Origin of the sequence: Vibrio sp. Vb0888 (assembly GCF_033338835.1) — a bacterium.
GTDB lineage: Bacteria > Pseudomonadota > Gammaproteobacteria > Enterobacterales > Vibrionaceae > Vibrio > Vibrio alginolyticus.
On sequence record NZ_JAWOTL010000006.1, the window covers coordinates 1 to 23,403 of the forward strand.

General features: G+C 45.6%; 25 protein-coding genes and 2 tRNA genes. 6 read left to right on the top strand and 21 right to left on the bottom strand.

Annotation, left to right across the window (positions count from 1 at the left end):
• The 5 genes from R7P72_RS10435 to mutY form a co-directional block, all read right to left on the bottom strand.
• Positions 1 to 76: transfer RNA gene (locus tag R7P72_RS10435), tRNA-Thr, on the bottom strand.
• A 66-nt stretch (positions 77 to 142) separates the two neighbouring features.
• Positions 143 to 218, bottom strand: a tRNA-Phe gene (locus R7P72_RS10440).
• Between the two features lie 100 nt (positions 219 to 318).
• The gene (mltC, locus tag R7P72_RS10445) at positions 319 to 1,458 is read right to left on the bottom strand and encodes a membrane-bound lytic murein transglycosylase MltC (RefSeq protein ID WP_005381001.1); all 1,140 of its coding nucleotides are present in this window, start codon (positions 1,456 to 1,458) and stop codon (positions 319 to 321) included.
• A gap of 77 nt (positions 1,459 to 1,535) precedes the next feature.
• Positions 1,536 to 1,808 (bottom strand): oxidative damage protection protein, encoded by a 273-nt coding sequence (locus R7P72_RS10450; protein WP_005381002.1) that lies wholly within the window; start codon positions 1,806 to 1,808, stop codon positions 1,536 to 1,538.
• 19 nt (positions 1,809 to 1,827) lie between these two features.
• The gene (gene mutY, locus R7P72_RS10455) at positions 1,828 to 2,904 is read right to left on the bottom strand and encodes an A/G-specific adenine glycosylase (protein ID WP_005381004.1); all 1,077 of its coding nucleotides are present in this window, start codon (positions 2,902 to 2,904) and stop codon (positions 1,828 to 1,830) included.
• A 203-nt stretch (positions 2,905 to 3,107) separates the two neighbouring features.
• Between mutY and trmB the strand changes: the two genes are divergently transcribed.
• From trmB to glsB, 3 genes are all read left to right on the top strand, one after another.
• Positions 3,108 to 3,827: a tRNA (guanosine(46)-N7)-methyltransferase TrmB gene (gene trmB, locus R7P72_RS10460; protein ID WP_005384506.1), complete on the top strand. Its 720-nt coding sequence runs from the start codon at positions 3,108 to 3,110 to the stop codon at positions 3,825 to 3,827.
• A gap of 17 nt (positions 3,828 to 3,844) precedes the next feature.
• Complete coding sequence (locus tag R7P72_RS10465) at positions 3,845 to 4,873, top strand: TRM11 family SAM-dependent methyltransferase (protein ID WP_025768826.1); 1,029 nt, start codon at positions 3,845 to 3,847, stop codon at positions 4,871 to 4,873.
• A 98-nt stretch (positions 4,874 to 4,971) separates the two neighbouring features.
• Positions 4,972 to 5,892, top strand: coding sequence for a glutaminase B (gene glsB, locus R7P72_RS10470; RefSeq protein ID WP_005381007.1), 921 nt, complete (start codon positions 4,972 to 4,974; stop codon positions 5,890 to 5,892).
• 90 nt (positions 5,893 to 5,982) lie between these two features.
• On the opposite strand, the gene hemW is transcribed toward glsB, so the two are convergent.
• From hemW to R7P72_RS10505, 7 genes are all read right to left on the bottom strand, one after another.
• Positions 5,983 to 7,161 carry a radical SAM family heme chaperone HemW gene (gene hemW / locus R7P72_RS10475; protein WP_005381008.1) on the bottom strand — a complete coding sequence of 393 codons (1,179 nt, stop codon included), beginning with the start codon at positions 7,159 to 7,161 and terminating at the stop codon, positions 5,983 to 5,985.
• An 18-nt stretch (positions 7,162 to 7,179) separates the two neighbouring features.
• The gene (locus tag R7P72_RS10480; RefSeq protein WP_137282374.1) at positions 7,180 to 7,782 is read right to left on the bottom strand and encodes an XTP/dITP diphosphatase; all 603 of its coding nucleotides are present in this window, start codon (positions 7,780 to 7,782) and stop codon (positions 7,180 to 7,182) included.
• Positions 7,783 to 7,900: 118 nt separating this feature from the next.
• A complete protein-coding gene (locus R7P72_RS10485; RefSeq protein ID WP_005381010.1) occupies positions 7,901 to 8,332 on the bottom strand; it encodes a DUF4426 domain-containing protein in 432 nt (143 codons plus the stop codon).
• A 128-nt stretch (positions 8,333 to 8,460) separates the two neighbouring features.
• Positions 8,461 to 8,751, bottom strand: a complete 291-nt coding sequence (gene yggU / locus R7P72_RS10490) for a DUF167 family protein YggU (protein WP_005381011.1) — start codon at positions 8,749 to 8,751, stop codon at positions 8,461 to 8,463.
• Positions 8,751 to 9,308, bottom strand: coding sequence for a YggT family protein (locus tag R7P72_RS10495; RefSeq protein WP_005381012.1), 558 nt, complete (start codon positions 9,306 to 9,308; stop codon positions 8,751 to 8,753). Before R7P72_RS10495 ends, yggU begins: the two co-directional genes overlap by 1 nt.
• 52 nt (positions 9,309 to 9,360) lie before the next feature.
• On the bottom strand, positions 9,361 to 10,179 hold the full coding sequence (proC, locus tag R7P72_RS10500; RefSeq protein WP_005381013.1) for a pyrroline-5-carboxylate reductase: 819 nt from the start codon (positions 10,177 to 10,179) through the stop codon (positions 9,361 to 9,363).
• Positions 10,180 to 10,338: 159 nt separating this feature from the next.
• The gene (locus tag R7P72_RS10505; protein WP_054730274.1) at positions 10,339 to 11,040 is read right to left on the bottom strand and encodes a YggS family pyridoxal phosphate-dependent enzyme; all 702 of its coding nucleotides are present in this window, start codon (positions 11,038 to 11,040) and stop codon (positions 10,339 to 10,341) included.
• A gap of 28 nt (positions 11,041 to 11,068) precedes the next feature.
• Between R7P72_RS10505 and R7P72_RS10510 the strand changes: the two genes are divergently transcribed.
• Together R7P72_RS10510 and R7P72_RS10515 are read left to right on the top strand one after the other, a co-directional pair.
• Entirely contained in the window at positions 11,069 to 12,109 is a 1,041-nt protein-coding gene (locus R7P72_RS10510) for a type IV pilus twitching motility protein PilT (protein ID WP_054730276.1), read from the top strand.
• Between the two features lie 30 nt (positions 12,110 to 12,139).
• Complete coding sequence (locus R7P72_RS10515; RefSeq protein ID WP_005381016.1) at positions 12,140 to 13,246, top strand: PilT/PilU family type 4a pilus ATPase; 1,107 nt, start codon at positions 12,140 to 12,142, stop codon at positions 13,244 to 13,246.
• A gap of 61 nt (positions 13,247 to 13,307) precedes the next feature.
• On the opposite strand, the gene ruvX is transcribed toward R7P72_RS10515, so the two are convergent.
• The 8 genes from ruvX to metK all read right to left on the bottom strand — a co-directional run bounded on the left by ruvX (position 13,308) and on the right by metK (position 20,036).
• On the bottom strand, positions 13,308 to 13,733 hold the full coding sequence (ruvX, locus tag R7P72_RS10520) for a Holliday junction resolvase RuvX (protein WP_005381017.1): 426 nt from the start codon (positions 13,731 to 13,733) through the stop codon (positions 13,308 to 13,310).
• Positions 13,734 to 13,768: 35 nt separating this feature from the next.
• Positions 13,769 to 14,332 (bottom strand): YqgE/AlgH family protein, encoded by a 564-nt coding sequence (locus tag R7P72_RS10525; protein WP_005381020.1) that lies wholly within the window; start codon positions 14,330 to 14,332, stop codon positions 13,769 to 13,771.
• Positions 14,333 to 14,460: 128 nt separating this feature from the next.
• A complete protein-coding gene (gshB, locus tag R7P72_RS10530) occupies positions 14,461 to 15,411 on the bottom strand; it encodes a glutathione synthase (protein WP_005381021.1) in 951 nt (316 codons plus the stop codon).
• A 13-nt stretch (positions 15,412 to 15,424) separates the two neighbouring features.
• Positions 15,425 to 16,156, bottom strand: coding sequence for a 16S rRNA (uracil(1498)-N(3))-methyltransferase (gene rsmE, locus R7P72_RS10535; protein ID WP_025768830.1), 732 nt, complete (start codon positions 16,154 to 16,156; stop codon positions 15,425 to 15,427).
• A gap of 113 nt (positions 16,157 to 16,269) precedes the next feature.
• Complete coding sequence (endA, locus tag R7P72_RS10540) at positions 16,270 to 16,965, bottom strand: deoxyribonuclease I (RefSeq protein WP_025768831.1); 696 nt, start codon at positions 16,963 to 16,965, stop codon at positions 16,270 to 16,272.
• Between the two features lie 150 nt (positions 16,966 to 17,115).
• Positions 17,116 to 17,613, bottom strand: coding sequence for a SprT family zinc-dependent metalloprotease (locus R7P72_RS10545; RefSeq protein ID WP_054730277.1), 498 nt, complete (start codon positions 17,611 to 17,613; stop codon positions 17,116 to 17,118).
• Positions 17,614 to 17,681: 68 nt separating this feature from the next.
• Positions 17,682 to 18,479, bottom strand: coding sequence for a DUF2189 domain-containing protein (locus tag R7P72_RS10550; protein WP_169628505.1), 798 nt, complete (start codon positions 18,477 to 18,479; stop codon positions 17,682 to 17,684).
• Between the two features lie 402 nt (positions 18,480 to 18,881).
• Complete coding sequence (gene metK, locus R7P72_RS10555) at positions 18,882 to 20,036, bottom strand: methionine adenosyltransferase (protein ID WP_005381027.1); 1,155 nt, start codon at positions 20,034 to 20,036, stop codon at positions 18,882 to 18,884.
• A gap of 315 nt (positions 20,037 to 20,351) precedes the next feature.
• On the opposite strand from metK, the gene tkt reads away from it, so the two are divergent.
• Positions 20,352 to 22,346 (top strand): transketolase, encoded by a 1,995-nt coding sequence (tkt, locus tag R7P72_RS10560; RefSeq protein WP_054577167.1) that lies wholly within the window; start codon positions 20,352 to 20,354, stop codon positions 22,344 to 22,346.
• Between the two features lie 91 nt (positions 22,347 to 22,437).
• Here tkt and R7P72_RS10565 read toward each other — a convergent pair whose 3' ends face one another.
• Positions 22,438 to 23,331, bottom strand: coding sequence for a LysR family transcriptional regulator (locus tag R7P72_RS10565; protein WP_318110490.1), 894 nt, complete (start codon positions 23,329 to 23,331; stop codon positions 22,438 to 22,440).
• Positions 23,332 to 23,403 lie beyond the last annotated feature (72 nt).

The window sequence follows — 23,403 nt, forward strand, 5'->3', positions numbered from 1 at the left end:
TGGTGCCGACTACCGGAATCGAACTGGTGACCTACTGATTACAAGTCAGTTGCTCTACCTACTGAGCTAAGTCGGCACACTTTATTCTTTGTGCTTTTGTCCGTGTTATAACATTTCGTTAAGACACCAACAAATCAAATTGTGGTGCCCGGAGGCGGAATCGAACCACCGACACGAGGATTTTCAATCCTCTGCTCTACCGACTGAGCTATCCGGGCAACGGAGCGCTATTAAACGGATTTTCCCGCGTTGCGTCAACCACTTTTTTTAAATAATTTCAAAAAAGTGGTTGTTCGAACGCTTTTTATTCAACTGTCACTACAAAGTTTGCTTCGAGTTAAATTCCTTTTTGAAATTTGTAACTTTTTCTAGGTAGCGACGCGCTTCTGCGTTCGGGTGTTTCTTGGTTAACGCCCAATAAACTTGGTTGGGTTGCAATGAATTAAGATCTTGCATTGCGCGTTTGCGATCACTGCGATGAAATGTGTTTAAAACTCCTCCAGTACCGCCATTGTAAGCTGAAATCATGCTGTACTCGAGAGAGGTAGGGTGGCGGACTTCTCTTAAATAACGATTTTTTAAGATATAGAAATACGCAGTACCGGTATCTATGTTGTTTTCTGGATTAAACAAATATTCAGGGCTTGGTTGGCCCGAGCGCTTTTTCACGAGTTTGAACACATCTCGTCCCGCTGTTTTAGGTACAACTTGCATTAGGCCATACGCATTTGCCCAACTTACCGCGTATGGGTTGAAACTGCTCTCGGTTTTAATAATGGCGTATATCAAGTCTTCTGGAATGTCGTATTTCTTGGAAGCTCGACGCACGATATCGGCGTATTGGTAGCTGCGAGTTGAAAAGTGGTCTTCAACCATGGGAATTTCGACGTAATACGCTTTCTTGAAATCTACATTTTTGGTTTTTATTTTATTTGCGATGAGGTATTCCGCAAATCGGTTTGCCCGCCAAGACCATTGAATTGGCTTATTGTCTTGGTCGACAACTTGTTTATACAGGAATGGTTGCCCCTCTAACGTGATACCTTTAGAGGAGAATAAGTCGACGTGCGCGGGATCGTCTGGTGTTAATAAGGTGGTGACAATCGCGTCTTTTAGGTGTTTTTGGGGCTCGGTCGGTGATACGGTCTCTATCGTGATCACGCCTTTGCGAAAGTCGACCTCGGCGCGGCTAAGGTAGTTATCGATGTACTTAACGTAATTACTCTTGCCAGCGTACTTGATTTCTTTTTTACCCCAGCGCTTTTGAATATTGCCTGAAAAGCTATTGATTAAGGCATCTAGCGCCGCAGTATCTTTTTCAAATTGTCCTGGTAGCTCAGCTAAGTTATTGGCAAAACGGTTTGTTGGCTCGTAGTTGACGTCATAAATCTTTTCGACGAATTCACGGCTACAGCCTGCCATTAAAAGTGCGGCAGCGATAAAGACAATTTTTTTCATAAGTATCAGAGTTATTGAAGGTAATAGAAAAATGACACCACAAATGGTTGTGATGTCATTGTTTAACTCAAGCGACTTTATTCGCTCGGCGGTGTGTAACCTTCGATATGAACGTCTTTTCCTTCAAAGAGGAAATTTACCATTTCTGTTTCGATCAGTTTGCGGTGTTCTGGATCCATCATGTTGAGTTTCTTCTCGTTGATCAACATGGTTTGTTTGTGTTGCCACTGAGCCCACGCTTCTTTCGAGATGTTGTCGAAAATGCGTTTACCTAGTTCACCAGGGTAAAGTTGAAAGTCTAGACCTTCGCCTTCTTTCTTTAGTCGAGCACAAAATACAGTGCGGCTCATAATGACTCCTTGTATTCAATTAACGAAGTTCGTGGGGTAGCGTTTCCAGCAATAGTTTTACTGGCGCGGCTAAACCGACTTCTTCAGGTTTAGATAAGTTATACCAAAGACCTTTGTTGCCTTCCATTATCACGTCCGGTTGCTTTGATAAATCAATCAAAATTGGCGTGATATCTAGGTGGTAATGGCTGAATGTATGACGAAAGGTAATCAGTGTTTGCTTCTGTTTGATATTGCTGGCTTGAATGCCGCGTTGATCCAGTAGCAATTCAATGTCGCTTTCTGCATCCACATGTTCGGTTTGTGGGAAGCAGAATAAGCCACCCCAAATGCCTGTTTGTGGTCTTTGCTCCAACCACACCTCATGACCATTTTCGGTGTTGTGGTGAAGCATCACGAAACGAGTTTGCTTGATTGGTTTATCTTTCTTCGGTTTTTTGCCCGGGTAGTCGAGCACATTACCTTGTTGTTTTGCCACACACAGGTCAGCAACAGGGCAGAGGCTACATTTGGGTTTGCTGCGAGTGCAGACCATTGCGCCCATGTCCATCATTGCCTGGTTATACTTATCTACATCCGTTTGTGGGGTATGCGTTTCGGCAATTTCCCACAGCTGGTTTTCAACCTTTTTTTGTCCTGGCCATCCTTCGACTGCGAAACAGCGGGATAGGGTGCGCTTCACGTTACCATCAAGAATCGCGTGTGGTTGTTTATACACAGACGATAAAATGGCGGCAGCAGTAGAGCGACCAATCCCCGGTAGGGCGTTCATTTTCTCTATATCAAGAGGAAACTCACCATTGTATGTAGAGGCGACCTCTTGTGCTGCTTTGTGAAGGTTACGGGCTCGGGCGTAATACCCTAAGCCAGTCCAAAGGTGTAGGACTTCATCTTGCTCAGCATTGGCAAGATCGATCACGGTTGGAAAGCGCTCCAAGAAACGTTGGTAATACGGAATAACCGTAGTGACCTGAGTTTGCTGAAGCATAATTTCAGACAACCAGACACTGTATGCGGTCTTATTTTGTTGCCACGGAAGATCTTTTCTTCCATATGCGTCATACCATTCTAGGATGGCACTGGCGAAAGGTGTCACGACTTGCTCTGTATTCTATTATTGGTTAGGTGCAAAATTGCACCACATAATGGACAAGAAGTACAACGGATAAACAGTAGGGATATAAAGAGGTGTCTCGTTGCTTTTGGGTTGCCATAGACCAAGAGCTCAACAAATACTTGCACCTAAGTAAATTCTTTGGATAATCCCCGCTTTGATTAATCAATGTGCAGGCAAAATCAATGAGTGAAGTAACCACTAACGAATACAACGAAGACGGAAAGCTGATCCGCAAAATCCGCAGCTTTGTACGCCGTGAAGGGCGTTTGACTAAAGGTCAAGAGAGCGCGATGAATGAATGCTGGCCTACGATGGGTATTGACTTCAAAGCTGAACTTCTCGATTGGAAAGAAGTGTTTGGCAACGATAACCCAGTAGTGCTTGAGATCGGTTTTGGTATGGGTGCTTCATTGGTTGAAATGGCAAAGAACGCGCCAGAGAAAAACTTCATCGGTATCGAAGTTCATAGCCCAGGCGTTGGTGCTTGTCTTGCCGATGCTCGCGAAGCGGGAATTACTAACCTGCGTGTAATGTGTCACGATGCGGTAGAAGTATTCGAACACATGATCCCAAATGGCAGCTTATCGACACTGCAATTGTTCTTCCCAGACCCTTGGCATAAGAAGCGTCACCACAAGCGTCGTATTGTTCAATTAGGTTTTGCGGAAATGGTGCGTGAGAAGCTTATCCCTAATGAAGGTATTTTCCACATGGCGACCGACTGGGAAAACTACGCAGAGCACATGATTGAAGTGATGAACCAAGCGCCAGGTTTCGAAAACATTGCTAAAGATGGTGATTTCGTTCCTCGTCCAGACGATCGCCCGCTAACGAAGTTTGAAGCTCGTGGTCACCGTCTTGGTCACGGTGTTTGGGATATCAAATATAAGCGTATTGCGTAACCAGAGGAGTTCATGGGATGTACCATTACGCGATATTAGCGAATCCGGGTCATAACCGAATTTACTTTGATAGCGCAATGACCATTGCCTGTTCTGAGCTAAAAGCAATTTTAGCTTCACAAGGCGTGGATGTGACAGAAATTGGTAGTAAAGACGTTGGCTTACCTGCTGCGTTGGTGTTTTCTTGTCAGGAAGCGCTAACCGATGAGCAGGCGCGAAGAATCGCAGCCTCTTCGATTTACTATGCGCTATTTGAAGTGCGCGAAGATGGTTTACTTCGACCAGTTCAAGCGCCCGTATTTAACACTTTCCCGGAAAGTATGAGCCAGATTTTGCGCTACACCGGGAAAACAAACGAGCAGTTTACCCGTTTGATGGTGAATATCGGCATTAGTGCGTCCAATACGGGAAGTGAACAACTGACCTTAATGGATCCAATGTGTGGTAAAGGTACAACCTTATTTGAAGGCTTGATCCACGGTTTGAACGTGGTAGGGGTTGAGATCAACGCCAAGTGGGTGCAAGAGATCCAGACCTTTATTGTTAAGTTCATGAAGAATGGCCGCTTTAAGCACAAAGTGAGCAAAGAAAAGCGCACTGCGGGTGGCAAGAAAGTGGCGGATGGTTTCGTGGTTGAAACTGCAGCAAATAAAGAAGATTACAACCAAGGCAATCTTCAGTTTATGAAGCTGTATTCGGCTGATACTCGTATCGCTGATCAAGTCGTGAAAAAGAACTCAGTTGATGTGATGGTGTCTGACTTGCCTTACGGCGTGCAGCACGGCAGCAAAAATGCCAAGGACAGCAAACTGAACCGTAGTCCACTAGAGCTTTTAAAAGAGGCTCTGCCTGCATGGAAAGTGGTATTGAAAAAGCAAGGTTCAGTGGTGTTGTCTTTCAATGAATTCACATTGAAATGGAAAGATGTCGCGGCATTATTTGAAGAGCAAGGTTGGAAGGTACTTTCAGAAGAGCCTTACATCGGTTATCTTCACCGTGTTGATCAATCTATCAACCGCAATATTATTGTGGCAGTAAAACCATAATCGACTTGAGTCGAACGAACCCTATGGAAAAGCCAACGACACGTTGGCTTTTTTTACCTCTGAGCTCAACGAGTTCTCTTGTAAATAGAAGGTAGAGAATGAAACCGACAGTGGAAATTTTGACAGATATTTTGGCGGAAGTACGCCCTTTAATCGGCCAAGGTAAAGTGGCTGATTACATTCCTGCTCTGGCAAAAGTACCCAGCAACAAGTTAGGTATTGCGGTATACACCAACGAAGGTGAGGTTATTAAGGCGGGTGATGCCGATGAACCTTTCTCTATCCAATCTATTTCAAAAGCATTGAGCTTGACGTTAGCGATGTGCTTGTACAAGCAAGAAGAAATTTGGTCTCGAGTGGGAAAAGAGCCTTCGGGGCAGGCATTTAATTCGCTAATCCAGCTAGAAATGGAGCAAGGTATTCCTCGTAATCCATTTATAAATGCTGGAGCGATAGTAGTGGCAGATTTGTTACAAACTCGCTTATCTGCACCTCGTCAGCGCCTGTTGGAATTTGTGCGTCAGCTTTCTGGTGATACCCATATTGTGTATGACAAAGTCGTTGCGGCATCCGAAATGATGCATGGTGATCGTAATGCGGCGATTGCATATCTCATGCGTTCGTTTGGCAACTTCGAAAATGAAGTGATTCCAGTACTACAAAACTACTTCCACGCTTGTGCGCTGAAGATGAGTTGCGTCGATTTGGCTAAAACGTTTAGCTATTTAGCAAACAAGGGCACATCGGTACAAACGGGTAAGCCTGTAGTTTCTCCTGTGCAAACCAAACAACTTAATGCACTGTTAGCAACGTGTGGCTTGTATGATGGCGCGGGCGAGTTTGCTTATCGCGTTGGTATGCCTGGTAAGTCTGGTGTTGGTGGTGGCATTATTGCGGTAGTACCTGGTGAAATGACCATTTCAGTATGGTCTCCAGAGCTTGATCCTTCAGGTAACTCGCTTGCTGGTACTAAGGCGCTTGAGCTGCTCTCAGAGCGAATTGGCCGTTCAATTTTCTAATGTTGGAAATGTGTCAACCTTATTTAGGATGGTACTGTTTCTAAATAAAAAGCCTCTCAATTGAGAGGCTTTTTTTGTTTTGGGGTTGCGTTAGTCTTCGCTTTCTTCGGCCATAAAGGCTTCGAGCAAATCATTAAGGAAGAGCTTCCCTTTTTCAGTAATTTGCCAATGGGTAGCCGTTTCACTCAGGTAGCCCATTTCTATCGCCCAGTCGATGGTTTCTTGAATCGTACTGAGCGGTAAGCCCGTGGTGTCCACATAATCTTGCTTCGGACAGGCTTCGATTAAGCGGAATCGGTTCATAAAAAACTCGAATGGACGATCTTCATCCGCGACGACATGTTCTGTATGCAGATAAGGTTTGACCATATTTTGATAAGCCGCTAAATAGCCTCGCGGGTGTTTTACCTTTGTCGTTCGAATAATACGTCCGTCGGTAAAACTGAGTTTGCCATGAGAGCCACAACCGATACCAAGGTAATCACCAAAGCGCCAGTAGTTGAGGTTGTGCTGACACTGATAGCCCGGCTTGCTGTAACCGGAGATTTCATATTGCACATAACCCGCAGCTGCAAGTTTTTGGTGTCCGAGCTCGAAAATATCCCACAAGTCATCATCGTCAGGTAGCGTTGGTGGCTTGTAGTAAAACATGGTGTTTGGTTCGATGGTCAGCTGATACCAAGACAAGTGCGGCGGTGCCAACTCAATCGCTTTGTCCAAATCTGCCAAGGCTTGTTCGATGCTTTGATCAGGTAAGCCGTGCATGAGATCGAGGTTAAAGCTGTTCAAACCGATTTGGTGCGCCAGCTGAGCAGCGTTGACGGCTTCGTCTTGGCCGTGAATACGCCCCAAACGCTCAAGCTTTTGTTGCTCAAAGCTTTGCACGCCGATAGAGATACGCGTTACACCAGCTTTGCGGTAGCCAACAAAACGCTCTGCTTCGATGGTGCCTGGATTCGCTTCCATGGTGATTTCGATTTCAGGCTTGAACGGAATACGCGCTTCAATGCCCTTAAGTAGACGCTCGATGCCTTCTGCCGAAATCAAACTCGGCGTACCACCACCAATGAAGATTGAATGCAGTGGACGTGGCGCTTCGTTAAGTCGGTATTTCTCAATGTCGGTATCCAAATCTTCTAAAAGGGCACTGATGTACTCTTCTTCTGGAATCTCGGTTTTGAGCGCGTGAGAGTTAAAGTCGCAATACGGGCACTTTTGCACACACCACGGGATGTGTACATACAAGCTGAGTGCTGGGGGCGTTAACATGGTCTAATTCGCTCGTGATTACTGAGACACTTGCTCAGACAGTTGAGCAAACAACGACTTGAGCGCTTTACCGCGGTGAGACAGTTGTTTCTTACGTGCAGGTTCAAGTTCGGCTGACGCACAGTTGTCTTCAGGAACAAAGAAGATTGGGTCGTAGCCAAAGCCATTTTTACCGTGTGCTTCAGTTAGAATTCGGCCTTCCCATTTACCGTGACAGACGATAGGCGTTGGGTCGTTCTCGTGACGCATGAGGACTAATACGCAGTGGAAACGTGCTGTACGCTCTGCTTCTGGTACGCCTTCCATTGCCGCTAGCAATTTTACTAGATTCTCTTGATCAGATGCGCTCTCGCCTGCGTAACGTGCAGAGTAAATGCCCGGAGCGCCTTTTAAGAAATCGACTTCTAATCCAGAGTCGTCTGCAATGGCAGGAAGCCCTGTTTCTTGTGCGGCATGGCGAGCTTTAATGATTGCGTTTTCAATGAAAGTTGTACCCGTTTCAGCTACTTCCGATACATTGAATTCACTTTGCGCTAATACTTCAAAGCCGAAGTCAGACAACAAATCTGCCATTTCACGAACTTTGCCTTGGTTACCAGTTGCTAGCACAATTTTTTTCATGGGAATCTCTTTTAATAGTGATAGAGGAGAACAAATCGTTCTCCTCTAGATATTCTTTAACTAATAAGTGGTTTTTAGCCTGCTTAGATCCAAAAGCTTTTGGAACATCACAACCCAATTACTCTTCAACATAAAACTTCTGGGTGAATTTAAGCTTACCTGAGCCTTTGTTTCCAGCTTTTACGTCAATATCGAAAGTAAAAGTTTCTTCGTGGGTAATTGGCAGTTCGGCTAAATAGTATATCGCATTGCCTTCTTTGACTTCACGAAAGGTCAAGGTCTGAGTTTGGCCGATAAGGTTCTTCGCGCGTCCAGCAATTTTTGCTTCTAATGCTGGCTTACCCAATGAAGCTCTATCTAACACGCTAATATTAACCACAGCGAGGTATCCATTACGTTTGATATCGTAGCTACGTGCGACTTTGGGTGTTAGGAATGTTGAGTTAAACGCGACATAGTGTACTTCGATATCTTTCATATTTTTAAACTGATCGGCGAAGCTTGGTAACGACAACAGGCTAATCAGTAATGCGGTAATCCATTTGCTCATTGTTACTTCCTCAAAGCACTTGTTATAAAACAACCATAGCTGCAATTTTACCTTGGTCAGGGGGTAAAAAATGCGTACTCAGTCGTTGGTATTAGTAAGTGTGGTACAAAATCGTAAATAAAAAGCCATCATATGATGGCTTTAATTTCTGTCGGTATCTGGGTAGGCGATTCTATCCGAATTTGTTTGTGCCGTCCTAATTCACCTTTTTCTATGTGAACCAAGCCCTTAGCGATTTTAAACTGCTTGGCTAAGAACTTAGTTAGGTGTGCATTAGCTTTGCCATCGACAGGTGGAGCAGTAATGGCGATTTTTAGCTCTTCACCATGCAAGCCAACGATTTTATCGCGGCTAGCTTTAGGTTGAATATAGAGCTTCAGGATGATGTCCTCACCATCTTGCCAAACTGCAGCTGACATTATAGCTGGAACCAAATTGGACCAATGATATCGCCCATTAAGAAGTTCGCGAACTGCAAGCCGATAAATAACACCAGTACGCTTAAATCAAGACCACCAATAGCCGGAAGAATACGACGGATTGGAGCGCACATTGGCTCGGTCAGTTGATGGAATACGTACTCGATAGGGCTGCGGCCTTGGCTTACCCAGCTCAAAATTGCACGGATCAATAGTACCCAGAACAATAGGCCACCTGCGGCTTTGATTAATGATAATAAGCCCAAGAATAAGAAGTCAGCGCTGAAAGAGACGGAACCGTTCGAAGCTATTAGGATAAGCACGACAAATTTAAGCACACACAACACGTAGGCAAACAACACGGTTGCTAGGTCAATATTCCCCACGGAAGGGATAACGCGGCGCAATGGACCAATGACCGGCTGAGTCGCTTTTACTATGAATTGCGAGAATGGGTTGTAGAAGTCTGCGCGCGCAGCTTGCAACCAAATTCGCAAAATTACGACCATGATGTACAGGTCAAATAGGGTTGAGATGAGAAAACTCATTGAATTCATAAGGTACCCTTAACAAGTGATGGATGATACTAAACGGAGTTCATCCAAATAATTAAAACAGTTTTTCCATTTCTTCCGCGCGAGCCACAGCAGCTTGCATGGCTTTAGCGACAATATCTGAAAGTTGATGTTCGTTGAATGTACGTAGTGCTTCTGCCGTTGTCCCACCTTTCGATGTCACGTTCTCACGCAGGGTCGATAGCTCAGTTTCTGGGTTGCTAACCACCATACTGGCCGCGCCCAATGCAGCTTGTTGAACCAATAGTCGAGCAGTCTCTTTATCAAAGCCTTGCGCAATCGCTTCTGCTTGCATCGCTTCCATAAACAGGAAGAAGTATGCTGGAGCACTGCCCGCTGCGGCAATCACATTATTGATACCTGACTCTTGCTCAACCCAACATACTTTACCGACCGCTTCCATTAACTCTGCGGCAAAAGCTTTGTCGTGCTCGGTTACATGAGTTGGTGCGAATAACCCACTCATACCCAACCCAAGTTGTGATGGCGTATTTGGCATAACACGAACCAAGTTCAATTTGGTGGCTAGCATATCATCCAATCGAGAACAGTTGATGCCTGCGGCAATAGAAATCACCAGTTTATTAGTGAAATCGATCGATTGCAGTGGTTTACAGACATCCGCCATCATTTGCGGTTTCACAGACAATACCACCACATCCGCCTCGGTCGCAGCTTGGATGTTATCGCTGGTGGTACGGATGCCAAAATCTTGTTCTAGCAGAAGGCGGCGAGCCTCTGAAGGAGCCGTCGCGGTAATGTTTTGCGCTGGGTATCCGTTAGCAACCAAGCCTGAAACAATGGCTCTCACCATGTTGCCAGCACCAATGAAGGCGATTTTTTTATGTTCCATTTGTCTGATTTCCATCATGATATTCAGAATTTGTTGTGCGCTCAGGTGTATAATGGCGCCGCTGTTACTTACTGCTCCTATTGGCGAGTAAGATGATTGCGCATTTACGCTCTAACGATTGACGACATAACTTATGTCGCGAGTGAGCGTTTTGTTGATTTAGCTGTAGTCTCGTGCGCCGAAAATAGCGGTTCCAATACGAACCATTGTACTACCAGCTTCGATTGCAGCGGTCATATCACCACTCATTCCCATTGATAATGTATCGATTTCTGGGAACTGTGCTTCGAGTGTTTGCTTCAACGTAGCCAACTTCTGAAATTCACGGAGTTGTGATTCGTAGTCAGACACGTTGGCAGGAATCGACATCAACCCTCTTAAAGTGAGGTTGGGTAGGCGAGAAATCAACTCCGCCAGCTCGAATACTTCCGTTTCAGTGACACCAGACTTAGATGCTTCACCACTGGTGTTAACCTGAATCAGAACTTGTAGCGGTTTAAGTTCGCTTGGCCGCTGATCATTCAGGCGTTGCGCAATCTTGGTTCGATCGATGGTGTGAACCCAATCGAAATGTTCAGCAACAAGTCGCGATTTATTCGACTGAATCGGGCCAATGAAGTGCCATTCGATTCGATTATCTGGATAATGCTCGGCAAAGTGCTGAACTTTACTGACGCCCTCTTGGACGTAGTTTTCACCAAAGGCGGTTTGTCCCGCTTGGTAGGCTTCGAGAATTGCCTCGACAGGTTTAGTTTTGCTTACCGCTAGAAGTTGCACTGACTCTGGAGTTCGACCACATTTTTGCTCGTCATATCGAATTTGAGAGGTGATATGTTCAATATTTTGTTGAATACTACTCATAGCTGTACTTTAGACTTAAGGATTTTAAATGGATATCACTGAGTTACTGGATTTTAGTGTAAAACATAATGCCTCGGATCTACATCTTTCTGCAGGTGTCCCACCAATGGTTCGTATTGATGGGGATGTGAGAAAACTAGGTATTCCAGCGTTTACACACCAAGAAGTGCATCGTTTGGTTTTCGAAATCATGAACGATGCCCAACGCAGTGAGTTCGAAGAAAAACTCGAAGTCGATTTCTCTTTTGAGTTGCATAACGTTGGCCGTTTCCGTGTCAACGCCTTCAACCAATCTCGCGGTTGTGCGGCAGTATTCCGTACCATTCCAAGTAGCATTCCAACTCTGGAAGAGCTAGAAGCGCCAGAGATCTTCAAAAAAATTGCGAACGCTGAAAAAGGCTTAGTTCTGGTCACTGGCCCAACAGGTTCAGGTAAATCGACGACCTTAGCAGCCATTGTTGACTACATTAACCGTAATCACAACAAGCACGTACTCACAATTGAAGATCCGATTGAATTTGTTCACAACAACAATAAATGTTTGATCAACCAGCGTGAAGTTCACCGTGACACCCATAGTTTCCAAAATGCTTTGCGTAGTGCATTGCGCGAAGACCCGGATGTGATTCTAGTCGGTGAGATGCGTGATAAAGAAACCATCAGCCTTGCCTTAACGGCGGCAGAAACGGGTCACTTAGTTTTCGGGACGTTGCATACCAGCTCGGCGGCAAAAACTATTGACCGTATTATCGATGTTTTTCCTGGTAGTGATAAAGATATGGTCCGCTCGATGCTATCTGAGTCTCTTCGTTCGGTTATCGCGCAAAAGCTTCTGAAGCGTAATGGTGGTGGCCGTATTGCATGCCATGAAATTATGATGGCAACGCCTGCGATTCGTAATTTGATCCGCGAAGACAAAGTCGCGCAGATGTATTCGATCATTCAAACAGGTGCGGCTCACGGCATGCAAACCATGGAGCAAAATGCTCGTCAGTTAATGGCGCAAGGCATGGTTGCTCGTGAAGAGGTCGATAGTAAGATCGGAGTAGAAGTGCAGCAATTCTCGTAACGTTCATACAGATAATGGTGAATACGGAAGATGGATCTAGATAAATTTCTCGAAGGCATGCTGGCGCTGAAAGCGTCGGATCTTTACATCACGGTTGGAGCGCCAATTCTATTTCGTGTGGATGGCGAATTGCGTCCGCAAGGGGAAAAACTTACCGAGAGTGATGTGGCTGCATTACTCGATAGCGCTATGGAACCAGATCGGCGTCAGGAATTTCGTAAAAGTCGCGAGTCGAATTTTGCCATTGTGAGAGATTGTGGTCGCTTCCGTGTGAGTGCCTTTTTTCAACGCGAGTTACCAGGCGCAGTGATTCGTCGTATTGAAACCAATATTCCTACTTTTGAGCAGTTAAAGTTACCGTTAGTGTTGCAAGATTTGGCGATAGCTAAGCGTGGTTTGGTGCTGGTGGTCGGTGCTACTGGATCGGGTAAATCGACCACCATGGCGGCGATGACAGGCTATCGAAACAGCAATAAAACCGGGCACATTTTGACGGTCGAAGATCCGATCGAGTTCGTGCATGAACACAAGCGCTGTATCGTGACTCAACGTGAAGTTGGGTTAGATACGGAAAGCTATGAAGTTGCGCTTAAAAACTCGCTGCGCCAAGCACCAGATATGATTTTGATTGGTGAGATCCGTAGCCGTGAAACAATGGAATACGCGATGACCTTCGCCGAAACGGGTCACCTGTGTATGGCAACGTTGCACGCCAACAATGCAAACCAAGCTTTAGAGCGCATTCTTCACTTGGTACCGAAAGATCAAAAAGAACAATTCTTGTTCGATTTGTCGATGAACCTAAAAGGCGTGGTTGGTCAGCAGTTGATCCGAGATAAAAATGGGCAGGGACGTCATGGTGTATTTGAGATCTTGCTAAATAGCCCACGTGTGTCGGATTTGATTCGTCGCGGAGATTTACATGAGTTGAAGTCAACCATGGCTCGCTCAAATGAGTTTGGTATGCTGACGTTCGATCAATCTCTTTATAAGTTAGTGATGCAAGGTAAGATCAGCGAAGAGGATGCACTACATAGTGCCGACTCGGCAAATGATCTGCGCCTGATGTTGAAAACGCAGCGTGGTGAAGCATTCTCTACGGGCAGTTTGGCAAACGTTAAGATCGATATGGATTAATCCAATCCAGAAACAAAAAAGGTTGGCAGAAGCCAACCTTTTTTCATTGTGCTTGAAGTGTTTACTCACCCCAAAGGGCTTCAAACCAGCTTTCTAGAATCACCACCGCTGACTGGCAGTCAACATTACCTTTCGATAGGGCTTTGTAGCCGCCCATGCTGAACAACTCCGCACGAGCTTCTGCAGTAGATAAACGCTCATCATGCAGCTCAACAGGCAATCCGTATCGGCCTTGCAGACGCTTAGCAAATTTTCGTGCACGAGGGGTTATGGTCTCAAGGTCTTTACCATGCAGATCGGTCGGTAAACCGACCACTAGCAAATCTGGTTGCCACTCTTTGATTTGCTTTTCGATATCGTCCCAGTTTGGAATACCGTCATTGGCTTTAAAGGCTTTTAATGGGGAAGCTGTACCAGTAATTTCTTGGCCAATAGCGCTACCAATGCTTTTGGTTCCAAAGTCAAAAGCCATAATTGTGCGTGACATAAGGTGTCTCTATCTAATGTAACTGTATATTTGGACTAAGCATGTCCAGAGTCTGCTGAAAGGTGACTTGGGTCGATACCCAGCTTTTCGACCGCTTTCTTCCAACGCTCGTTGATTGGTGTATTAAAGATAATTTCAGGCGTCGCTTCAATGGTGAGCCAAGAGTTTTCGACCAGCTCACTTTCTAATTGGCCTGCACTCCAACCGGAGTAGCCAAGTGCCACTAAGTAATCACTTGGTTCTGCTTCTGTTCCTAACACCGACAGAATATCACGCGAAGTGGTTACCGCGAGGTCATCGGTCATTTGGACGCTGGACTCGTAGTAATCTTTGGGTTTATGCAAAATAAAACCACGATCTTCCGAGATTGGGCCGCCATTGTAAACTGGTCTATCTAGACTGGCTTCAAATAGGCGCGGGTGTACTGGCTGAACTTCCACCTGCTTGAGCATGTTGCCGACGGTGATATCAACAGGAGCATTGATCATCAGCCCCATAGCGCCGTCTTCGTTGTGCTCACAAACGTAGATCACGCTGTTTTGAAAGTACGGATCTTTCATCCCAGGCATGGCAACCAAAAAGTGATTTGTGAGATTCATACTCATACTGACCCTTAACTCTCGTAAATGCCCTTAAGCAAACATCATACAGTTTATCATCTAGGTATGTGCATGAGTTTGCTTGAGTTAATGTACTACGCTCTCTATTAACTGTAATACAGTTTGAGTTATTCGCCTTTTACTCGACGCTCAATCGCATCCATCAGCTTGCCTGTGATTGAGATATCAAAAGCTGCTTCAATTTCGCGAATACAGGTTGGGCTGGTGACGTTGATTTCTGTTAGCTTGTCGCCAATTACGTCAAGGCCAACAAAGATAAGGCCTTTTTCTTTCAGTGTCGGAGCAACGGTTTGCGCAATTTTGAGGTCGGTTTCGCTTAGCGGACGAGCTTCACCAGTACCACCAGCGGCTAGGTTGCCGCGCGTTTCGCCTTTAGCAGGAATGCGTGCTAGACAGTAAGGCATAGGTTCGCCATCTACTACTAGGATACGTTTGTCACCGTTGCTGATGTCTGGCACGAAGGTTTGTGCCATTGCGTAGTTTTGACCGTGGTTAGTCAATGTCTCGATGATCACAGAGACGTTTGGATCGTTTTCCTTCACACGGAAGATGGACGCGCCACCCATACCATCAAGCGGTTTCAGGATGACATCACCATGTTTTTCACGAAATTCTTTAATTTTTTCTGCTTTTCGCGTCACGATCGTTGTAGGTGTCAGCTCTGGGAACCATGCTGTAAACAGCTTTTCGTTACAATCACGTAAGCTTTGAGGCTTGTTAACGATCAGTGCACCTTGTTCTTCTGCACGCTCAAGGATGTAAGTCGCGTAGATGTATTCAGTATCAAACGGAGGGTCTTTACGCATTAGCACCGCGTCTAGCTCAGACAGTTCGATAGTTTGCTCTGATTTGAACTCGTACCAACCGTTTGGATCTTCTTTTAGTTCCACCACTTTAGTATCTGCAATGGCAACGCCTTGATCGAGATGTAGATCATTCATTTCCATGTAGTGGATTTCATAGCCGCGTCGTTGCGCTTCAAGCATCATGGCAAAGCTAGAGTCTTTTTTGATGTTAATGGACGAGATTGGGTCCATTACGATACCGAGTTTGATCATTATTTTTCTCCGTTTAACCAAGATCGCCGAAACGAACTTGTAAGGCTGTAATTGCTGTCAGAGCCGCTGTTTCGGTACGCAGAACGCGAGGGCCGAGTAGCGTTTCTTCAAATTGGTATTCTCGAGTCATCTCGATTTCTTCAGACGATAAACCGCCTTCAGGACCGATCAGTAGGCGCACTTTTTCAACCGGGGTTGGCAAAGTGTTGATTGAGTATTTAGCACGAGGGTGAAGGTTAAGCTTTAAACCATCGTACTCTTCTTTACACCACTCTTCCAAGCTCATAATTGGACGAATTTCGGGCACGACATTACGCCCACATTGCTCACAGGCACTGATGGCGATTTTCTGCCATTGCGCGAGTTTTTTCTCAAAACGCTTTTGGTCAAGCTTGACACCACAACGTTCAGAAATCAGAGGAGTGATGGTATTGACGCCAAGTTCAACAGACTTTTGGATGGTGAACTCCATCTTATCGCCACGTGAAATGACTTGACCAAGGTGCAGATCTAAAGGGGATTCAATACTGTTTTCTACGCGCTCGGTGATGTTAACCAAAACTGATTTCTTGCTGACTTCACTGATAACCGCTGGGAACTCTGCGCCACTGCCGTCAAAAAGGAGAACGTCTTGGCCTTCTTTCATGCGCAAAACACGACCGATATGGCCTGCTGCGTCGTCACTTAAAGCAAGTGAGCCAAGTTGATGAATGGTTTCTGGATGATAAATTCGAGGGGTACGCATGAGATTTCCAGCAAGAGAATAAACTTAAACCCTAACATGGATGCTTTGCACCGAAAAAACAAGGGGCAAGAAGCGTTTCAATATCAGTAATTGAAACGCTTCGAGGTCGGAGGTTACAGTGCGCGGCAGGCTTCTTGAACAAATGGGTTGTGATTGCCCTGTACTTTTGCAATGCGCTCGTCACGCTCACATTCCCATTTATCGACAGGATAGGTTTTGTTCCAAGCACTCATTAATTGCGTTTGCTGCTTCGACAGTTTGAAACCGTACTCTTTGCTCATGTATAGATAGGTACGAGCAATTGAGCCACGCGCACGGTCTGGTGGCATGACTTTACGCTGCTTAAAGTTCACTTGCATCTCACAGCGACCATAACTCACACCATCCATACCGTTCCATTGGCTGAAGTTGTAGTTCGAACGGTCACCGTTTACTTCACCAATAGCAGGAGTTAGGTTGTGTAAGTCTGCTTCCATCAAACGAAAAGTTTTGTCTTTTTTCTTACAGTTTTTACGTCCGCCATCTTGCCAGCATTGACGCTGGTGGCCAAATTGCCACGCAGGAACAACGTGCTCCCATTCGATTCGTGCAGCCCGTTTTTCTTGTTTACGGACTTGGTAGCCGCAAGAGGCTAAATCGGGTAAGCCTTTCTTGCCTTGCCATTGAATGTTACAGCCACAGTAGAAGCTTGTTGGATGGTCTTGATAAATTTTGACCGCCTCACGTTTGGCAGCAGAGAATGAGCTCGGTGGCGCGGCAATCGCAGTGCTAGAAAGCGCGATAAGCAACAGAGAGAATAAGTATTTCATGATAAAAGTCTTTATAAAGTATGACTTTATTCATGATAACACGCATAAAATAGCTTTAGTGATGAGTAAGTTAACAATAAGTGGCGAAGGGAAGGTTTTGATCAACTCGATCTTTATTTTGGGAACGCAAGTAACACTATGAGGTAAGGGCTACGATAATTGAATGCCGGTGAAGTTAAGTGATTGGCGACATTTTTGACAAGAGTACGTCGCCTCTTTGCGCAGCACTTTATTATGACGGCGAATCGATAGAGGGTAGGTCATACAACCACAACGATACTCAAAGGTTTTACCTTGAACGGATTTTACTTCAAAGCTGTGAGTGGTTTTGGCTGGTACGTTAAATACGGCTTCCATGACGCCTTTCCATTCTTTACCGTGAGGCCTAACTCGCCCGTAAACCTGATAAGTAATCAGGTGTGCTACTTCATGAGGAATGACTTCATCTAAGAATGCTTGGGTGTTTTCGCGAAATAAAACAGGGTTTAGGCGTACTTGATTTAATTGAAGGTAGGCTTTTCCTGCCGCTTTCCCACGGACGTCGAAGGTGATTGTTGGAATCGGGAAAGAACGTTTGAAAGCTTGTTCCGCCATCGCGATACAGCCCGCCATCACTTGCTTGGCTTTATAGCTGAGTTCTATATCCACAATTCACCTCGATAAATCAAATAAAAAAGCCCCCGCATTTGCGAGGGCCAGATCATAGCATCAGTTAATTATGGTGTGTGTTTTTTCTTGATGGTGGCATGGTAAGCGTGCCATGTACCGTAGCCTAGAATTGGCATGGTAAACAACATTCCGATCCCGTAGGTCGCAAAGCCGATAAGAATACCGCCACAGATGATCGCTGCCCAAACAATCATTGCTGGAATGTTGGATTTCACGGCATTAAAGCTGGTAAATACAGCGGTCATCATGTCTACGCGACGCTCCATCATGAGCGGAATAGAAAAGGCTGAAATGCTAAACACCACACAAGCCAAAACAAAGCCAACTAAAGAGCCGATGACAAGGAAGGGTAGGAACTCACTTAAAGGTGCCCCTTGAACAGAAGGGTAGAGCGCATGAAGTAGAGCGGCAATGCGCATCCAAAATATCATACACACTGCGAGTAACACGGCGAACGCCCATTGAGATGTTGAGTTACGACCGATCGCTTTCATTGAATGGAACAAACTTGCTTTGTGTCCGCGCTCTCTCTCCCAACTGGCATCATACAAGCCCAGCGCGAGAAACGGACCAATTAACATGTAAATAATCAAACTGGGCATGACGACTAAGTGTGTGCCTTGCCACTGTACGAGCAAAACAATGCCTATCGCAGCAGCCATAAAACAGATGCCATAGAAAGCACTAATAAGCGGCATTCGCACGAAATCATGCAGACCTAATGCGAGCCAATGAAAAGGTGCAGAAAGATTGACCGTATTGCACGGTATGGTTCTGGCGTATTCGTTGTCTGGCACTTCCTTTCGTTTGTTGTGGAAGTCCGATGGATTAACAGTTCGAGGCATAACTCCTCCTTGATTTATTCCCACATTATCCGCTTATACCAACTGACAGCGGTTTTTGTTCAGTCAAACTTGAAGCGACTTTTTCAAGTTTACATCTGAGCATTGGCTTAGTTTGGTATCGGCCATAAAGATGCCTGACTCATGTCTTTACTTAAGTGTTGCTTCCACAGTCGCCAGCATCCGACGTCTCTATTTAAATTGGAGTTAACAATATTTTAACTATTGGCGGAGATGGGATAATTTACAAATAATTGCTTAAAATTTATTCGGTATAAAAATGAGGGAGAAACAGGACTGCTTTGTGGGGCAGGGCGGTATGAGCCGAAATGGCTGGATAAAAGTTGCTGAAAATAAAAAGCCCCCGCCATAGGCGAGGGCTTGATTGATTCTTGCTTGGCTTGATTATTTGATGCCAGCGAAATCGCGTAGAAGTGCAGCTTTGTCTGTCGCTTCCCACGGGAATTCTTCACGACCGAAGTGACCGTAAGCCGCTGTCTTCTTGTAGATAGGTTGAAGAAGGTTAAGCATTTCTTGTAGACCGTATGGACGTAGGTCGAAGAATTGACGAACCGCTTCAATGATGATGTCGTGAGATACTTTCTCAGTACCGAACGTTTCCACCATGATAGACGTTGGATCAGCAACACCGATTGCGTAAGAAAGTTGGATCTCACAACGGTCAGCCATGCCTGCCGCTACGATGTTTTTCGCTACGTAGCGTGCTGCGTATGCTGCACTACGGTCAACTTTTGATGGATCTTTACCAGAAAACGCACCGCCACCGTGACGAGCTGCGCCGCCGTAGGTATCTACGATGATCTTACGACCAGTTAGACCACAGTCACCCATAGGACCACCGATTACGAAGCGACCGGTTGGGTTAATGAAGAAGTTTGTTTCTTTGTTGATCCACTCAGAAGGTAGCACTGGCTTAATGATCTCTTCCATTACCGCTTCACGCAGGTCTGAAGTTGAGATTGAGTCACAGTGTTGAGTTGAAAGAACAACCGCGTCGATACCAACGATGTTACCTTGATCGTATTGGAATGTTACCTGAGATTTTGCATCAGGACGCAACCAAGGTAGTGTGCCGTTTTTACGAACTTCTGCTTGCTTTTGAACAAGACGGTGAGAGTAAGTAATTGGCGCTGGCATTAGTACTTCAGTTTCGTTACAAGCGTAACCAAACATGATGCCTTGGTCGCCTGCACCTTGTTCTTTAGGGTCAGCTTTATCAACACCTTGGTTGATATCTGGCGACTGTTTACCGATTGTGTTTAGTACCGCACAAGAATCTGCGTCAAAGCCCATATCTGAATGTACGTAGCCGATTTCACGAACGGTTTCACGAGTTAACTCTTCGATGTCTACCCATGCTGAAGTCGTGATTTCACCACCCACCATTACCATACCGGTTTTAACGTAAGTCTCACATGCAACACGAGCCTTTGGATCTTGCTCTAGAATCGCGTCAAGAACCGCATCAGAAATCTGGTCTGCAATTTTATCTGGATGACCTTCTGATACTGACTCAGAAGTAAACAGGTGCTTAGCCATGTTAGCTCCACTATATCTGGTTTAAAACTGGGGAATGATAAACTCTCCAGCGCAAATTAATACTAATTTTTGTAGGTGTATCTACATCTAGACGTCTATTCTAAATTTGATTGCTCGAATTACAAGCTCTTTTTTGGTTTTTGTTATAACCAAACGTTTGCCTGATTTATTGATAATTTTAAGAACTTCGAACGATTTGGCGCGAAAGGTGCAATATTTGTGAGGTTTTGGACTGGAAAACGTTTGCACACCCAACAGGGCTTTGAGAGAATTATGACCTACTTTTCGTTTCGCTTAATGTACTCAGGAGCAGACATGTCGTCTCGTAAACATCTTGCCAATGCAATTCGTGCTCTAAGCATGGATGGTGTTCAACAAGCTAACTCAGGCCACCCAGGCGCACCAATGGGTATGGCTGATATCGCTGAAGTTCTTTGGCGCTCTCACCTAAACCATAACCCTTCAAACCCAGAGTGGGCCGACCGCGATCGCTTTGTGCTGTCAAACGGTCATGGGTCAATGCTTATTTACTCTCTACTGCACTTAAGCGGTTACGAGCTATCTATTGACGATCTGAAAAACTTCCGTCAATTGCACTCAAAAACCCCAGGTCACCCAGAGTACGGCTACGCGCCTGGTATCGAGACAACAACGGGTCCTCTAGGTCAAGGCATCACTAACGCTGTTGGTATGGCGATCGCAGAGAAAGCACTAGCGGCACAGTTCAACAAAGAAGGTCACGATATCGTTGACCACTTTACGTATGTGTTCATGGGTGACGGCTGTCTAATGGAAGGCATCTCGCATGAAGCATGCTCTCTTGCTGGGACGTTAGGTCTAGGCAAACTGATCGCGTTTTGGGATGACAACGGCATTTCTATCGACGGTCACGTTGAAGGCTGGTTCTCTGACGATACACCTAAGCGTTTTGAAGCGTACGGCTGGCATGTAATCCCAGCAGTCGATGGTCACGACTCAGACGCGATCAACGCAGCAATTGAAGCAGCAAAAGCGGACCCACGTCCTACGCTTATCTGTACCAAAACAATTATCGGTTTCGGTTCTCCTAACAAGTCTGGTTCGCACGACTGTCACGGTGCACCACTAGGTCACGATGAAATCCAAGCGGCTCGCGAATACCTAGGTTGGGAGTACGGCCCATTTGAGATCCCGGCAGATGTTTACGCTGAGTGGGATGCAAAAGAAGCGGGCGCCGCGAAAGAAGCAGCTTGGAATGAAAAATTCGAAGCATACGCTGCAGCTTACCCTGCAGAAGCGGCAGAGCTTAAACGTCGTCTAAACGGCGAACTTCCTGCACAGTGGGAAGAAAAAGCGAACCAAATCATTGCCGATCTTCAAGCAAATCCAGCGAACATTGCATCACGTAAAGCGTCGCAAAATGCACTAGAAGCGTTTGGTCAAATGCTTCCTGAGTTTATGGGTGGTTCTGCTGACCTAGCGCCTTCTAACCTGACCATGTGGTCTGGTTCTAAGTCTCTAGAAATGGAGGACTTCTCTGGCAACTACATCCACTACGGTGTGCGTGAATTCGGTATGACCGCTATCATCAACGGTATCGCATTGCACGGTGGTTTCGTTCCTTACGGCGCAACATTCCTAATGTTCATGGAATATGCTCGTAACGCAATGCGTATGGCTGCGCTGATGAAAATTCAGAACATCCAAGTTTACACGCATGATTCGATCGGTCTTGGCGAAGATGGCCCAACTCACCAACCTGTTGAGCAAATGGCGTCTCTACGTGTAACTCCAAACATGAGCACATGGCGCCCATGTGACCAAGTTGAGTCTGCAGTTGCATGGAAACTAGCGATTGAACGTAAAGATGCACCAACTGCACTTATCTTCTCTCGTCAAAACCTAGCGCAACAAGAGCGTACTGCTGAACAAGTCGCAGACATCGCGAAAGGTGCTTACATCCTGAAAGATAGCGAAGGTAAGCCTGAGCTAATCCTTATCGCAACAGGTTCTGAGGTTGAGCTTGCAGTGAAAGCCGCTGAGCAACTAACTTCAGAAGGCAAGAAAGTACGCGTTGTTTCAATGCCATCAACAGACGCATTCGACAAACAAGACGCTGCTTACCGTGAATCTGTACTGCCATCAGACGTAACGGCACGTATCGCTATTGAAGCGGGCATTGCGGATTTCTGGTACAAGTACGTAGGCTTCGACGGTCGCATCATCGGTATGACAACATTCGGTGAATCAGCACCTGCTGGTCAGCTATTCGAGATGTTTGGCTTCACGACTGAAAACGTAGTGAACACAGCTAAAGAATTGCTAGCGTAATTGCAGGACCATCTAAACAGTCGAACGTAAACGACAACTGTTAGATGCTAAAGTTAGAAAGGCCATCATTATGATGGCCTTTTTATTTTTGTCAGGTTTTCCAACCTTGTGGAATGCTTTGGTGAATGCAGTCTAAAAGTACGGATAAGCGCAGTGGTGGTCGTCCTGCTGGTGTATAGCAGTTAATGGAAATAGGCTCAGAAAGCCAACCTTCTAAGCAAGGTGTGATTCGCCCTGGGTGATGTTTCTCATAGCCGCATGCTGTCCAAGTCGGCAGCAGTCCAATACCATGACCATTCGCGATACTGTCTATTTGCATTGCTATGTTGTCGCTGTATAAGCGACTAACAAAGGGCTCTAAAAAGAACTCACCGTGTTGAGGGTGTGCTAGCATCAATCCATTTTCTTGCACTGAACCAAAATCGATCCATGGATGTGCTTCAAGTTCTTTGGGGTGCGGTATAGGCCCATGTTGTTTTAGATAATTTGGAGAGGCAAAAGGCGTATAGTGAAATACCCCCAGCACTTCTTTTCGCCAGTCTAGCTCTTTACGTTCACCGAGCCAGATGAACAAATCTGGGTCGTGATGCGCCTCAGAAAAGTCACTGGTAAGTTGAACTCTAACATCGGGATTATCAGCAAGAAAACGATTGAGTACGCCGCCGAGCCAGCTTCTAACTAAGGCAGTGTGACAAACAATATGCAGTGGCCCTGAAACTTGGTTCGTTAAACCTTGAAGTGCATCATAACTCTCTTCACTTAACTCAAGAATCTGGCGGCTGTAGTGGGCAAAGATTTCTCCAGCTCTTGTCAGAACTAATCGATTACCTTGTCTGGCGGTTAGAGCCTGACCGAAGTCTTCTTCTAATTGTGCCAAGCGACGACTTAGCGTTGATTTTGGCTGATTAAGGGCTTTAGCAGCGGCTGTCAAACTTTTATGCTGATTGAGCGCATCAAAGGCTCTAATTGATGCTAAGTCGTGCATATTTCTTTTACTCCTTACTGCGTTATGTACGAGTTCCATAAATGGAAAGAACCGTTCCATAACTCTCACTAT

Excerpts from the sequence above, each read along its gene's own strand:
- R7P72_RS10450 (WP_005381002.1), bottom strand. The coding sequence starts at position 1,808 with ATGAGCCGCACTGTATTTTGTGCTCGACTAAAGAAAGAAGGCGAAGGT.
- trmB (WP_005384506.1), top strand. The coding sequence starts at position 3,108 with ATGAGTGAAGTAACCACTAACGAATACAACGAAGACGGAAAGCTGATC.
- mltC (WP_005381001.1), bottom strand. The coding sequence starts at position 1,458 with ATGAAAAAAATTGTCTTTATCGCTGCCGCACTTTTAATGGCAGGCTGT.
- R7P72_RS10565 (WP_318110490.1), bottom strand. The coding sequence starts at position 23,331 with ATGCACGACTTAGCATCAATTAGAGCCTTTGATGCGCTCAATCAGCAT.
- gshB (WP_005381021.1), bottom strand. The coding sequence starts at position 15,411 with ATGATCAAACTCGGTATCGTAATGGACCCAATCTCGTCCATTAACATC.
- ruvX (WP_005381017.1), bottom strand. The coding sequence starts at position 13,733 with ATGTCACGCACAATTATGGCTTTTGACTTTGGAACCAAAAGCATTGGT.
- yggU (WP_005381011.1), bottom strand. The coding sequence starts at position 8,751 with ATGTCAGCTGCAGTTTGGCAAGATGGTGAGGACATCATCCTGAAGCTC.
- endA (WP_025768831.1), bottom strand. The coding sequence starts at position 16,965 with ATGAAATACTTATTCTCTCTGTTGCTTATCGCGCTTTCTAGCACTGCG.
- R7P72_RS10485 (WP_005381010.1), bottom strand. The coding sequence starts at position 8,332 with ATGAGCAAATGGATTACCGCATTACTGATTAGCCTGTTGTCGTTACCA.
- glsB (WP_005381007.1), top strand. The coding sequence starts at position 4,972 with ATGAAACCGACAGTGGAAATTTTGACAGATATTTTGGCGGAAGTACGC.
- R7P72_RS10495 (WP_005381012.1), bottom strand. The coding sequence starts at position 9,308 with ATGAATTCAATGAGTTTTCTCATCTCAACCCTATTTGACCTGTACATC.
- R7P72_RS10480 (WP_137282374.1), bottom strand. The coding sequence starts at position 7,782 with ATGAAAAAAATTGTGCTAGCAACTGGTAACCAAGGCAAAGTTCGTGAA.
- hemW (WP_005381008.1), bottom strand. The coding sequence starts at position 7,161 with ATGTTAACGCCCCCAGCACTCAGCTTGTATGTACACATCCCGTGGTGT.
- R7P72_RS10515 (WP_005381016.1), top strand. The coding sequence starts at position 12,140 with ATGGATCTAGATAAATTTCTCGAAGGCATGCTGGCGCTGAAAGCGTCG.
- R7P72_RS10465 (WP_025768826.1), top strand. The coding sequence starts at position 3,845 with ATGTACCATTACGCGATATTAGCGAATCCGGGTCATAACCGAATTTAC.
- R7P72_RS10525 (WP_005381020.1), bottom strand. The coding sequence starts at position 14,332 with ATGAATCTCACAAATCACTTTTTGGTTGCCATGCCTGGGATGAAAGAT.
- R7P72_RS10510 (WP_054730276.1), top strand. The coding sequence starts at position 11,069 with ATGGATATCACTGAGTTACTGGATTTTAGTGTAAAACATAATGCCTCG.
- proC (WP_005381013.1), bottom strand. The coding sequence starts at position 10,179 with ATGGAACATAAAAAAATCGCCTTCATTGGTGCTGGCAACATGGTGAGA.
- tkt (WP_054577167.1), top strand. The coding sequence starts at position 20,352 with ATGTCGTCTCGTAAACATCTTGCCAATGCAATTCGTGCTCTAAGCATG.
- R7P72_RS10505 (WP_054730274.1), bottom strand. The coding sequence starts at position 11,040 with ATGAGTAGTATTCAACAAAATATTGAACATATCACCTCTCAAATTCGA.
- R7P72_RS10550 (WP_169628505.1), bottom strand. The coding sequence starts at position 18,479 with ATGCCTCGAACTGTTAATCCATCGGACTTCCACAACAAACGAAAGGAA.
- metK (WP_005381027.1), bottom strand. The coding sequence starts at position 20,036 with ATGGCTAAGCACCTGTTTACTTCTGAGTCAGTATCAGAAGGTCATCCA.
- rsmE (WP_025768830.1), bottom strand. The coding sequence starts at position 16,156 with ATGCGTACCCCTCGAATTTATCATCCAGAAACCATTCATCAACTTGGC.